Annotated in this window: 10 protein-coding genes; 4 read left to right on the forward strand and 6 right to left on the reverse strand. The window is 58.9% G+C overall.

Annotation, left to right across the window (positions count from 1 at the left end):
- The first annotated feature begins 14 nt into the window (after nucleotides 1–14).
- From FGF66_RS01720 to FGF66_RS01735, 4 genes are all read left to right on the forward strand, one after another.
- Nucleotides 15–1,346, forward strand: coding sequence for a hemolysin family protein (locus tag FGF66_RS01720; protein ID WP_139455983.1), 1,332 nt, complete (start codon nucleotides 15–17; stop codon nucleotides 1,344–1,346).
- A gap of 316 nt (nucleotides 1,347–1,662) precedes the next feature.
- The gene (locus FGF66_RS01725) at nucleotides 1,663–4,857 is read left to right on the forward strand and encodes an HD domain-containing protein (RefSeq protein WP_139455984.1); all 3,195 of its coding nucleotides are present in this window, start codon (nucleotides 1,663–1,665) and stop codon (nucleotides 4,855–4,857) included.
- 103 nt (nucleotides 4,858–4,960) lie between these two features.
- Nucleotides 4,961–5,407 carry a peroxiredoxin gene (locus FGF66_RS01730; RefSeq protein WP_139455985.1) on the forward strand — a complete coding sequence of 149 codons (447 nt, stop codon included), beginning with the start codon at nucleotides 4,961–4,963 and terminating at the stop codon, nucleotides 5,405–5,407.
- A 93-nt stretch (nucleotides 5,408–5,500) separates the two neighbouring features.
- On the forward strand, nucleotides 5,501–5,923 hold the full coding sequence (locus FGF66_RS01735) for a nucleoside-diphosphate kinase (protein ID WP_139455986.1): 423 nt from the start codon (nucleotides 5,501–5,503) through the stop codon (nucleotides 5,921–5,923).
- 69 nt (nucleotides 5,924–5,992) lie between these two features.
- Here FGF66_RS01735 and FGF66_RS01740 read toward each other — a convergent pair whose 3' ends face one another.
- The 6 genes from FGF66_RS01740 to FGF66_RS01765 all read right to left on the reverse strand — a co-directional run bounded on the left by FGF66_RS01740 (nucleotide 5,993) and on the right by FGF66_RS01765 (nucleotide 13,125).
- Nucleotides 5,993–7,108, reverse strand: coding sequence for an AI-2E family transporter (locus FGF66_RS01740; RefSeq protein WP_246046486.1), 1,116 nt, complete (start codon nucleotides 7,106–7,108; stop codon nucleotides 5,993–5,995).
- Nucleotides 7,109–7,218: 110 nt separating this feature from the next.
- Nucleotides 7,219–7,965 carry a 16S rRNA (uracil(1498)-N(3))-methyltransferase gene (locus FGF66_RS01745; protein ID WP_139455988.1) on the reverse strand — a complete coding sequence of 249 codons (747 nt, stop codon included), beginning with the start codon at nucleotides 7,963–7,965 and terminating at the stop codon, nucleotides 7,219–7,221.
- Between the two features lie 5 nt (nucleotides 7,966–7,970).
- Nucleotides 7,971–8,663: a ComF family protein gene (locus tag FGF66_RS01750; protein ID WP_139455989.1), complete on the reverse strand. Its 693-nt coding sequence runs from the start codon at nucleotides 8,661–8,663 to the stop codon at nucleotides 7,971–7,973.
- The gene (locus tag FGF66_RS01755; RefSeq protein WP_139455990.1) at nucleotides 8,656–9,666 is read right to left on the reverse strand and encodes an ROK family protein; all 1,011 of its coding nucleotides are present in this window, start codon (nucleotides 9,664–9,666) and stop codon (nucleotides 8,656–8,658) included. Before FGF66_RS01755 ends, FGF66_RS01750 begins: the two co-directional genes overlap by 8 nt.
- A 12-nt stretch (nucleotides 9,667–9,678) precedes the next feature.
- Nucleotides 9,679–10,473 carry an acyl-ACP--UDP-N-acetylglucosamine O-acyltransferase gene (gene lpxA, locus FGF66_RS01760; protein WP_139455991.1) on the reverse strand — a complete coding sequence of 265 codons (795 nt, stop codon included), beginning with the start codon at nucleotides 10,471–10,473 and terminating at the stop codon, nucleotides 9,679–9,681.
- Nucleotides 10,474–10,485: 12 nt separating this feature from the next.
- Nucleotides 10,486–13,125 (reverse strand): glycosyltransferase family 117 protein, encoded by a 2,640-nt coding sequence (locus FGF66_RS01765; protein WP_170181156.1) that lies wholly within the window; start codon nucleotides 13,123–13,125, stop codon nucleotides 10,486–10,488.
- Between the last annotated feature and the right edge of the window lie 12 nt (nucleotides 13,126–13,137).

The raw sequence follows: 13,137 nt of genomic DNA on the forward strand, positions 1-13,137 counted from the left end.
CTGAATTGCAACCTATGAATCCCCAAAGCGCGGAAGCGCTCGTCATCCTGCTGTTGATTCTCCTTCAGGGACTCCTCTCTCTGGCGGAGTTTGCCATCATCTCTTCGAGTCCGTCGCGCCTGCGCGAGCTGCGGGACGCCGGTTATCCATCGGCCTCCGTCGCGATGAAACTTCAGGACAACGCCGCCCGGCTGCTCTCGTCCATAAAAGTGACCGACACACTCGTCGCTACGTTGACAGCCGTTCTGGGCGGACTTTTCTTTTCCGGGCCACTCGCCGCGACACTGAGCGCCACCACCCTTCCGGAAAGCTATCGCCTCCCCCTCGCGCTTGCGATCGTGATCGCCGCGCTCGCCTACCTGACGCACGTCGTCGGCAGGCTGCTTCCGAAAAAAATCGCCCTCCGCCACCCCGAATCCATCGCGGTGAGAATCGCCGGATTCATCGACAAACTCTGCATCATCGCCACTCCGGCGGTATCTGTCGCCGACGTCTCAGCATCACTGATGCTCAAAGCGTTCGGCATCGAGGCGGGCGAAAAGCCGCAGGTCAGCGACGAGGATGTGATGCTCATGATCCGGCAGGGGGCGAAAAAAGGGGTCTTCGAGTCGGTCGAGTACGAGATGATTTCGCGGATTTTTCGCATGAGCGACAAGCGGGCCAGCTCCCTGATGACGCCGCGCGGCGAGATCGAGTGGCTCGACCTGGACCGGCCCGACGAGGAGCTGGTAGCGCGAATCAGGGCCAGCGGGCGCTCGCGCTTTCCGGTGGCGAAGGGCGGACTCGATGAACTTCAGGGGGTGGTCAGGTCTCTCGACCTGGTCAACTTCAGCCTCACCTCGAAACGCAGCATTCGCGAGGCGATCCGGGCGTCGATGCAACCGCCGCTCTTCGTGCCCGAATCGGTGCCCGCCTTCCACGTGCTCGAACTCTTCAGGAAAAACCGCGCCCACCTGGCGCTGGTCATCGACGAGCACGGCTCGGTGCAGGGAGCGATTACGCTGACTGACGTACTCGAAAGCATCGTCGGCGACGTGCCGGCGGACGACGTCGAGGGCGACCAGAAGCGCATCGTGCGCCGGAGCGAGCGCACCTGGCTGGTCGATGGCATGTTGCCGGTCGATGAGTTCCTCGTGGCCTTCAACCTCGAAGCGGACAAATTCTTCGAGGAGGACGAGCCGCGATCCGACACGATGGGCGGCTTCATCATGACCCGCCTCGGCGAAGTCCCCTCGGTCTCCGACGCCGTCCGCTGGAACGGCCTGGTCTTCAAGGTGATCAAAATGAACGGCAAGCGCGTCGGACGCATCTTGGTCGAGCAGGAAGTGGAACGCACGGGGAGATGATTGCTGGGGGAGAGATATGAAAAAAGGGAGGCTTGCGCGAGGCCTCCTTTTTTTATGAGTAGCCGACAACCTCGACGCGATGGTTTGTCGAGCAGCGTCCGGAAGGATGTTCGGGCAGGCTCTCTTGAACATCTGGCGTAATCTTTGTACCTATAACGATAAGCCACGCCGTCGGGCTTACTTATTGCCCCTCTCGGGACGGCATTTTGACTGCATAGCTGATCCGGGTCGCCGATGTTAAGGGATTGCTTTTGATGGAGAATCCGGCACATTGGCCGATTTTTTGAAAGCTCGACAAATCCGCATTTCAACGCTCATGGCTAAAATTGAATTTCCGAAGCAACTGAAAGAATTGTTGGAGGAGAGTAACCTTCAGGCTCCAATTCGCGCACTTGCTGACCGCGTTGGTGAAATCCTTGCAGACAACAAGTTGACCTTCTTCCCGGATTATACGGATCACGGGGTTGAGCACGTCAACCGCGTGTTGAAATCAGAGGTTGAACTGGTTCCGAAAGAGGTCTGGGAGCGCAGTAAAAGAGATTCCGACCCTCGCTTGCTTTGCGATGCGGATGCTGCGGTGATTATCGGCGCGTCGTTGCTGCATGACATTGCGATGCATCTCCGGCCTGACGGCTTTCTCGAATTGGTTGGGAAGGATTCAAGGTTTCAGCCGTTCCAATGGTTCAGCGAAAGTCACGAGGGTTATGCTGGCGATGCGCCGTGGCATGAGTTGTGGCTGGAGTATGAACGTGAGGCGCGGCGCTTCAGTGACCGCGACTTGACGAACATCATCGGCGAGGAGTCGGCGCGGCTCTGGAAGTTCGACGAACTTCCGGCGGATTCCGGCCAGTGGGAGTTGAATCATCGCCTGATCGTTGGCGAGTTCATCCGCCGCCATCACGCACGGCTGGCGCATGAGATTGCGATCTACGGTTTTCCGGGGTTGGAGGTCGGTTCTGGTGAAGGGCATTTTCCAGCGATGGGCGCGAAAGGTGATTCGCTGAATCTCTTGGCCGATTTGATCGGGTTGACAGCTCGCTCGCACGGGATGAATCTTCGGGTATGCAAAGCGTATCTGGATGACAGTCCGCGCTATGCGGGAATGCCCAAACCGATGGGGACGGCGGCGCTCTACCCGATGGCGCTTTTGCGCGTTGCCGATTATTTTCAGATCAACCGGCAACGTGCGCCTGCGGTGCTGCTTCAACTGCGCAATCCGCAAAGCCCGGTTTCGGTGCAGGAGTGGAAAAAGCATCTCGCTGTCCAACATATCGGACCAACCAACGACCCGCGCGGAAAAATGGTTAAGGTGAGTTCTGACCTGAGCTTGCCGCTGTACCTGCAACTTCGGGAGCTGTTGTCGGGCTTGCAGGCTGAAATGGATCACTCCACCGCCGTGCTCGACGAAGCGTATAGCGCACAGTCCGCGCTTGGTCTGGATCGGCTCAACCTTGCAATCCGGCGGGTGGATTCAAATCTGCAAAGTCCTGCGTTCCGCGATGCGCTTTCCTATGTTCCAGACAAAACGGGATTCGCGGCTGACCCGAACCTGCTCACTCTGCTGGTCGAGCCGCTGTATGGAAAGGAGCCGGGCGTCGGCGTTCGTGAACTGATGCAAAACGCCATCGATGCCGTTTGCGAGCTGGATGCGTGGCGCAAGGTTCACGACGTGCCCATCGAGTCGCTCGATTTGCCGGAGCAGGAGGGCGATGTGATGATCGATTTCATTAAGCGTGACGACGGTTCGTGGTTTCTCCGCGTGCAGGATCGTGGGATTGGCATGACGAGCGATACCATCCAGAACTACTTTCTCCGAGCTGGTGCGTCGTTCCGCCGCAGTTCAGAGTGGAGCAAGGAGTTTGTCGATGACGAGGGCAAGCCGCGCATAGCACGTGCCGGACGCTTCGGAATCGGCGTCTTTGCAGTTTTTCTGCTCGGCCTATCGTTCAAAATGTGGACACGCCATGTTGGCGCGGATAAAAGGATGGGCTACATGGTTGAAGCATCAGAGGCCAGCCAGCTTATCGAGATTCAGCGACGTAATGACTTGCCTGTCGGAACAACGATTGAAGTTGAGATAAGCAGCGAATCGACAGAATGGCTTGAACTTGATGAAGAAACGTATTCAGAGAAAAAAGGCCCCAATAATCAGATCGACTGGTTTTGCTGGGATTGGCCTAAGGTTATCAAAAGAGTTATTCGCAGCACAGCATCAGAATTATTGAATCAGCAATATATCTGCCCTGTTCGGAGTAGTAAATTGCCGCCTGAATGGTCTGTTATTTTTCCAAAAGGTTTTGATGCTGTGCTTTGGACGTTCTCTGATCAGCCAACGCTTTCGTGCAACGGATTAATGATAGCTCAACCAGAAGAAAAAAATCTGATAGCAACTAATGTCTACTGGCCATCTGAAATACAGCTTAAAAGTCCAAATATTGCAGTTATCGACAAAGCTGCTAATATGCCGCTGACAACTCAGCGATATGATCTTTCTGATGATTTGCCTTTTATAGATGAATTGGCTCGGGATGTCTTGTTGTCTTTCATTGCCCATGCACTGATTTGCGGAGCAATGTCTCAAGAAGAAGCCTGTTCAAATAAGCTTAGACATACATTGCAAAATGTTTCAACCAATCATTATAAGTTTAATGTTGCAAGCTTATTCGGTATTGACGTAAATCAATTTTTTGATAGTGATTTACATTGGTGTTCAACTTCAGAAGAGATGGCCCCAGCAGATCCGTGGCTTTATAAGACACTTCATTCTGAGTCATGTTTTTTGTCTGGATATATCAATGGCACAGATTCATATCATCCCATCGAGCAAGAGGCTTTTTACAAAAGTTTGATCAAAAAATCGAGCTTGATAGGTAAAGCCGTTTTGCCGTGGTTTGGCGAGATAAAATGGCATTATGAAGACGAATACGATGAGCGTATCAATAATGTATGGAGTTTGATTACCAAAGGACTTGATTCGATGAATGGGAGAGGGGTGATTGGATTGGGAAAAACTGAATATCATGTAATTTTTTCTGACTATCCCTCAATCTTGCACTTTTCTGATATCGTTAAATTCAGCAAAACTGATATCGGGGAATTCAGCAAAAAATACTATCAAAATGAGCAGATAGAATTTGGTTATTGGAGGGAAATTCAAAAACATAATTCTCAAAGACGATGGTTCGAGACGCAATCTGGCTCAATCAATTTAGATCCAAATGTAGAAAAATTTATTGAGGCCATGGAAACTGATTTTGGGAATATCGATGGAGTTCTTTTCGTAGCTGAGATTAAACCAACAGGGGTAGATCAGCCACAATCCATGATCGCAAAAATCTGGGATGAATGTCTCGGGCCGAAGGCAATACCGTTCGATCATGTCGCTCGTGAAGCATTGATCGCCGAGGGCTGCAAGCACCCGGAATTGAAGCGTCATATCGAAGCGTGGCAGGAGATGAAACGCACAGGCTCGAAATGGGCGACTGGCGAGTGGATGAATGAAAAGGATTGAATCGAAGATCCCCCGTCACCCCCGTGAACGGAAAACGCGCCGGGGACATTGGTGTAGGACGAAACTCGAACAGCGCATCTGAAAACGGAAAAAGAGGACAACCATGATCGAACAAGGCAAAATCGCACCCGATTTCACGCTTCCCGACAGCAACGGGAAGATGGTCTCCCTTTCGGAGTTCAAGGGCAAGAAAGTGCTCCTGATCTTTTACCCCGGCGACGATACGCCGGTCTGCACGGCGCAGCTTTGCGACTACCGCAACAACGTCACGGCCTTCACCAGCCGGGGAATTGAAGTCATCGGCATCAGCGGCGACAGCCCTGAATCGCACAAGCAGTTCGCCGAAAAGCACGAACTCCCCTTCCTGCTCCTGAGCGACCAGCAGCGCACCGCCGCCAAAGCCTACGACGCACTCGGCTTCCTCGGCATGGCGCAACGCGCTTACGTGCTCATCGACGAAGCAGGCACGGTGCTGCTCGCCTACAGCGACTTTCTGCCGGTCACCTACCAGCCGATGAAAGAGCTGCTCGCCCGCATCGACGCCTCTTGACGGCTGCGGCGACGCGCGGCGGTTGACCGAAATCCGAATCTTTTTTCGTATCTTCGCGGGCAAACTTTTCAGAACAAAATGCAGACCTCCACCATGGAACGTACCCTTACCATCCTCAAGCCCGATTGCGTGCGCAAGCAGCTCATCGGCGCTGTAACCGACCAGATCGAACGCGCCGGTTTCCGCATCGTGGCGATGAAGAAAACCCGCCTCACCAAAGAGACCGCAGGCGCATTTTACGCCGTGCACAAGGAGCGCCCCTTTTACGGCGAGCTGGTCGATTTCATGTCCTCCGGCCCGTGCGTACCGATGATCCTCGAAAAAGAGAACGCCGTCGCGGACTTCCGCACCCTGATCGGCGCGACCGATCCGGCACAGGCCGACGAGGGCACCGTCCGCAAGCTCTATGCCGACAGCAAGGGCGAGAACATCGTCCACGGCTCCGACTCCGCCGAGAACGCCGCCATCGAAGGCGCATTCTTCTTCTCCGCCGAAGAGGTCGTCCGCGTTGACTGATTCATAAAAAAAGGCTGTCCCCGCACCAAGCATGGACAGCCTTTTTCTTTTCACGATCCCCCTTCCGCCCTACTTCATCTCTTCGTCCGTCGAATCGATCCGCCCTTTCCGAATATCGACCAGCGACTCGCTGAAAGTTTCGCCGTAAATGTCCCAGACGGTGACGAACAGCGCGGCGACCACCGGCCCGATGATGAAGCCGAACACCCCGAACATGCCGATTCCGCCGAGCGTTCCGAAAAAGATGAACAGCTCGTGCATCTGCGTGTCGCGCCCGACCAGGATCGGGCGGAGAATGTTGTCGATCTGGCCGACCACAATGCTGCAAAAGAGCGCCAGTCCCGCCGCCTGTAGATAGTGGCCCGACAGGGCGAGCATGATCGCCGCCGGAATCCAGATGATCGGAGGGCCGATCATCGGCAGAATCGAAAGCAGCGCCATGACGGTTCCCCAGAACACCGCGCTCTCGATCCCCGCGACGCTGAAGGCGACTCCGGCGAGGCTGCCCTGCACCATGCCGATCACCAGCGTTCCCTTCAGGGCCGCGCTCGTCACGGAGAGAAATTTGTCGAACAACCGCCGCTGGTCGGTTTCGCTCAGAGGCATGTAGGCGCGAATCTTTTCCATCAGCAGCTCGCCATCCTTGAGGAAAAAGAACATGGTGTACCAGAAGATGAAGAACAGGAAAATGTCGATCACGGCCCCGTAGGTAAAGGTCGAGAGACGACTGATCAGGCTCGACCCCAGAGTGCCGAGCAGCTCGGCGGCCTTTTCGAGAATCTGGTCGCTGTACATCTCGATGTCACGGTAGAAGGGCAACTGCACGAGCAGTGAATCGAACGCGCCGGGAGTGCGGAAACGCTCACGGATCAGCGGAATGGCCGTCTGGCTGAGCGATACCGCCTGCCCGGCCACGACAATCAGCAGGGCGGCCAGCGGGAGAAAGACGATCACGAGGTACGCCGTTACCGTCAGGCTGGCGTTCAGGCCCCTGCGCTGGCCGAAAAGCCGCTGAAAGCGGTTGAACAGCGGAGCGCCGAGACCCGCGAAGATACCCGCCAGAAGAATCGTGATAAGAAAATGGCGTATCATCGACAGGAACAGCGACGAAATCAGCAGCGTCGCGACAAGCACGACAATCTGGTTGATGTTGCGTGTGGTGGTCTGATTCATCGGTTCGGACATTCGTTCGGTATAGGTTACCAACCATGGACAAGCCTGTCATAACTCAAATGTACGTCAGAAGGCGTCCAGCTCAAAGCGTCTTCGATCGTCGCCGGTAGCGTTGTTCGCAATCAGAGGCGCTTTGCGGGATCGGCTTCGGCGAGGAGCATCGAGCGGACGAGGGCGACGGCGAAGAGTCCGGCGGTCTCGGCCCGCAGCACCGACGCGCCGAACGAGAGCGGCGTGAATCCGGCGGCCTCGGCCTCGGCGACTTCGGCGTCGGTGAAGCCGCCTTCTCCGCCGACAAGAAAAAGGATCTTTTTTCCGGCAGGCTCGAAGGCGGGAAAGTGCTCCTCGCTTTCGTGGGCGATCAGGCGCAGATCGTAGCCGTCGAGCGAGAGCGCCTCGCGAAAGGCGAGCGGAGGCGTGAGTTCGGGGAGATGGAGGCGGCGGCTCTGGCGGGCGGCTGACTGCACGATGCCGCGCCACCGTTCGAGCTTGCGTTCGATCTTGCCGGAGTCGGGCGTCGAGACGGTGCGCTTCGTAATCATCGGCACGATGCGGGCGACGCCAAGTTCGGTCGCCTTTTCGAGGAAGAGATCGAAGCGCTGCGGCAACTTCAGGAGCGACAGCGCGACGGTCACTTGCGTTTCGGGCGGCGGCACATGGCGCGGGTTCTGGATCGCGCCTTCGAGCAAGTGCTTGCCGATGGCCTCGACCGCCAGCTCCGCCGCCAGGCCCGCGCCGTCGGTGATGGGCACAAGGTCGCCCGGCTGGCAGCGCAGTACGCGGGCGAGATGGTGGAACTCCTCGCCGTCGATCATCGCGCGGGCATGGTCGAGGTCGAGCTGGCGCGGCAAAACGTAAAAGAGATCCATCCCGGCTACTCCTTTTCGGTGAGGGCGACGGTCGCGAAAGCCACCTCCGCCGCACCCGCCGCCTTCAGCGCCTCCGCCGCGGCAACCATCGTCGCGCCGGTCGTGAGCACGTCATCCACCAGCACCACCCGTCCGGCGCAGCGCTCGCGGCCAGGGCGAAAGGCGCCCACCATGTTGTCGCGCCGCGCCGTCATGTCCAGCCCGGTCTGCGAGCCGGTGTAGAGGCAGCGCTCGATGCACTTCGTTGTGACGGGCAGGCCGAGCACCCCGGCCATGCCGCGAGCAATCGCCTCGGCCTGGTTGTAGGTGCGCTCGATGCGCTTGAGACGATGCAGCGGCACCGGCACGATGGCGTCGAACGGAGCCGGATCGCCGCCCTGCCGGAGCAGCTCGCCGAGCCGACGACCGAACAGTTCGCCGAGAGGAAACAGGCCGCCATATTTCATGGAGTGCATCGCTTCGTGCAGCTTGCCGATGCTGCGGTAGGGATAGAGGCTCCACGCGGCGGGCGGAACCGCCCTCTCGCCAAAGTGCGCGCGCACGGTGCTTTTGAGCGCCGCGCTTCCGGCAAGCGCGGCGGGAAACGGGTTGAATTCATCGAAGCATCCGGCGCAGATCGGCTCTTCGCCCTTGTCGAGCGGCTTCTGGCAGAGGGTGCAGACCGCCGGGAAGAGCAGGTGCGTCAGCCCCTCAATCATCGAGTCCGGATGATTTTTCGGAGTTGAAGCAGAGCGCCGCCGCGCCATAAATTCCGGCCTTGTTGCCGAGCCGCGCCGGAACGATCTCGAGTCCGTCGTGCATCGAGGGCAGAGTCGAGCGGTGCAGTTGCATCATGGCGGGCTTGAAAATCAGCTCGCCCGCCGCCGAGATGCCGCCGCCGATCACGAACTTGCGAATGTCCATCAGCGCGGTGACGTTGGCCAGGCCGACGCCGAGAATCGAGCCGATCCGCTCCCAGGTGCGCAACGCCGCGGCGTCCCCCTCTTTGGCCGCCTGTTCGAGATGTCGAGGCGAAAGGCGGGAAAAATCGCGGTTGCACAGCTCCGCAAGACGCGGCGAACGCTCCGCCTCCATCTCCGTGCTGCACGCCATTTCGACGATGCGCTCTTTGCCGATCAGCCCCTCGATGGTGCCCCGGATACCCGCGTGAACGCTCTCGCCCTCGAAATCGACGATCATGAACCCGATCTCCCCCGCCGTGCCGTTCGGGCCGCGATAGAGCTTGCGATCGAGAATGATACCGCCGCCCACGCCGGTTCCGAGCGTCACCAGCATGAAGTCGCGGAATGCGTTGCCGCCGCCAAAGATCGCTTCGCCGTAAGCCGCCGCGTTGGCGTCGTTCTCGATGATGACGGGCGAGCGGAGGCCGTGGTCTCGTTCGAGGCGGAGCCGGAGCTCTTCGCGCAGAGCGTAACGCCCCCAGCCGGGCAGGTTCGGCGGATAGGAGAGGGTGCCCTTCGCGGCATCGACCGCACCCGGAGCGCCGAGGCCGATTCCGGCAAAGTCGTCGGCATCGAGCGTTTCGGCGGCTCGCTGGCAGAGTTCGCTGGCCATGAACGCCAGTTGCCGCACGACGCCGTCGGGACCGGCGGCCACATCGGTCGGCCGGGTGTCCTCGAAAAGAATCCCCGCCGCCTCATCGACGACCGCTGTCTTGATGTTCGTCCCGCCGAGATCGATGCCGATCGCCCATGATGGCATAACCGTAACTGCTTAAGATTTAAAGGGTTTGAGGAACTTCCTACCATGCTCTCCCGAGGCGAAGAAGTCGAGGATTTCCAGCACCTCCGGCGTTTGCGGAAGATCGTTGCGCACCGCTTCGAGCGCTTTGGAGAGCAAGAGGCCCGACTGAAAAATGATGCGGTAGGCGTTGCGGATGTTGCCGAGCTGTTCGGAACCGAAGCCGCGCCGCTTGAGGCCGAGCACATTGAGTCCTTCGTAGCGGAACGAGGCGTGGCCGCCCGCCATGACGAAGGGCGGCACGTCGAGCGCCGCGCGGGAGATGCCGCCAACCATCGAGTAGCGTCCAATCCTGACGAACTGGTGCACTCCGGCCAGTCCGCCGACGACGACGTAGTCGCCCACGTGGCAGTGGCCGCCGAACTGCACCGAGTTGGCGATCACCACGTGATTGCCGATCACGCAGTCGTGGCCCGCGTGAACGTAGGCCATGATGAGATTGTCGGAGCCGACGACGGTTTTGCCGCTCGCCTTGGTGCCTCGGTTCAGGGTTACGTACTCGCGGATGACCGTCCGGTCGCCGATGTGGAGGTACGTTTTCTCCCCGGCGTATTTGAGATCCTGAGGCGCGGTCGAAAGCACAGCGCCGGAAGAAATCCGGCACTCGTTGCCGATGCGCGCGCCATCGGCGATATGGACATTCGGCCCGATGACCGTTCCGCTTCCGATGACCACGTCATCCTCGATCACGGTGTAAGGGCCAACCGCGACCCCTTCGCCAAGTACGGCTCCGGAACCGATGACCGCTGTTGCGTGAATATTGCTCATTGAAAATACAAACTATTGCTTGAGTGAATCCAGGCGCTTCCTCAGTTCGGGGAGCGCCATTTCCAGATCGTTCATGATGCTTTCCGCCTCACGAACCTTGCCTGCCGACCGGTAAGCCTGCGCCAGAGTGAAGTACAGCTCGGGTTCCCGCCCCGCGCTGCTCTGGGCCGCCAGCGTTTCAAGATAGTGAATATACGGATATGCTTTCTCGTTTGCACCGCCAGCGGCATAGAGAGTGGCGACCGATCCGGCAAGCTTCGGCGTCACCGGGAAGCGGGCGAGCGGGAAGAGCCGGGAGTACCGGTCGAGCACGTCGAGCGAGAGACTCCCTGACCTCGCGCTTTTACGAACGCCGGAAGCATCCGGAACCATCACCGGCGCGTCCGGCGAAGCGGCAAGCGTCATGGCGAGCCGGGCGAAGAGCGGCGGATAGTTGCCGAGCAGATTCCGCGAGGTTTCGTCGATATTGACGGCAAGATTGCCGGTATTGCGATAGCGGTAAGCGTTGAACAGATTGCCGTAGAGCGTACCGGGGTCGGCGAAGCTCAGGGGCGATGCGCTCCCGAGCGGCACGACGCGATAGACGAGACCCTCGAGGCGCAGATTGCGGTCGAGGCCGGTCATTTCGGCGGGATCGACGGTCAGGGCGAAGTAGATCGGGCGCTTGCCGAAATTGTCCACTACGATCGCATAGACGGCGATGTCCTGCGGGCGGAGGAATCCCTCGCCCTGGTAGGTCAAGGTGGGCCTCAGCGTCCAGCGCAGCGAATCGGAGGGCGCGCCGGGCAGGGTGACGCCTGAGCGCCGCGCGTCGTCGTAGAGCTTTCGCACCTCGCGCCCCGCCGGAACGGCCACCTCGACCGAATCGACCGGCACGTAGGAGATGTTGCCGAGGTCGTCGTCGCGCATGTCGATGTTGACCGGTTTGGCCCCGCGCGGGCTGTCGTGCTTGAGTTGCAGCAGGTACCAGCCGGTATTGGCCAGGCTCAGATTGACCACGCGTACGTCGGTGCGGATGCGCTCCACCTCCTGAAGGTACCAGAGCGGAAAGGTGTCGTTGTCGCCGTTGGTGAAGAGGATGGCGTCCTTGTCGCAACTCTGCAACATGTTCCACGCCCAGTCCCACGGCACGTAATTGCCGGAGCGGTCGTGGGTGCGATAGTTAGCCATGAGCATCCGCCCGTTGATCGACAGCAGGCCGGACGCCACCACCGCGATGGCGAGCCAGGCGAGCTGCTTCGTATCCAGCGACTTCATCTTTGCGGAGAGCCACGCAAAGAGCCGCTCGACGCCGATGCCGATCCAGAGCGCGAAGGCGAAAAAGCTGCCGACGTAGCTGTAGTCGCGCTCGCGCGGCTGAGGCTCCGGCTGGTTGAGGTAGAGCACGAGAATCACGCCGGTCATAACAAAGAGCACCGCCACGGGCAGCGCCATCTTCCAGTTTTTCCGGAAATGAGACCACGCCCCGAACAGACCCACGAGAAACGGCAATCCCCACAGCTTTCCCCAATCCACCACCGCCCCTTCGACATCCGAGGAGCGCCCGATGAACTGCCATCCGAAATAGCGCAGATACATCTGGTTGAGCTGGTAGCGCCAAAAGTAGTCCCACTCGCTCGAATATTTCTGGTAGAAGTACTGATAGACCGGCTCCGGCGACCAGCGGCGCGGCCACAGCGGCCACTCGCCATACTGCTCGCGGTTGACGTAGGAGAAAAAGGCCTGGAGCGTCGAGGGATCGTTCTCGTTGATCGGCGGTCCGGCGTGGGCGCGCACGAAGATCAGCACATACGAAGTGTAGCCGAGGATGAGCAGCACCACCGAGAGCAGCGCGAGATTCATCAACGGGATGCGTTTCTGGTGGCTGTACCAGATGCCGGAAATCAGTGCCGCGAGCACAGCGATCAGCCCCCACCACGAGGTGGTGACGAGCAGCACCGGTATGCCCTTGATAATCAGCTTGTAGATCAGGAAAAAGAGCGCGAGACTGAAGAGCATCATCAGGCCGAACGATTTCGGCGTAACCGTGTACTTCTTGAAATAGTAGATCAGCACCAGCGAGAAGAGCGCGAGCAGGCAGAGCAGGTGCACACCGATGGAGAGGCCGATCATGTAGATCACGCCGAGCAACCAGCGCTCGCTGCCGGGCGCAGGGTCTTCGTCGTGCCAAGAGAGCATCATCCAGAAGATGGTGGCGGTCAGGAGCGACGAGGCCGCCCAGAGGCCGGTTTCCGTGGCGTTGAACCAGAAGCTGTCCGAAAAGGCGAGCGCCAGAGCACCCACCGCCGCGCCGCCCCAGGCCGCAATCTTTTCCGGCAGGCTCCACGCCTCCGGCTTCATCTCCCGGTACATCGCGATCAGCCGGACGATGATCAGGTAGGTCAGCATGATGGTCGTCGAGCTGATGAGCGTACTGAAAAAGTTGATGCGCGCGCCGATGTCGTCAAAAAACGGAAGCAGCGAAAAGAGGTGGCCGACGAGGAGGTAGAGCGGTGCGCCGGGAGGGTGCGGAATGCCGAGGGTGCGGGAGGTGGCGATCACCTCGCCGCAGTCCCAGAACGAAAAAGTCGGGGCCATCGTCGAGAGATAGAGCGCTTCGGCGACAAGAAATATACCGGCGGCGATGATCCGGTTAACGCTTCTGTGAGTCATTCGGGACTGGTT

Origin of the sequence: Chlorobaculum thiosulfatiphilum (assembly GCF_006265165.1) — a bacterium.
Taxonomy (GTDB): Bacteria; Bacteroidota; Chlorobiia; order Chlorobiales; family Chlorobiaceae; genus Chlorobaculum; species Chlorobaculum thiosulfatiphilum.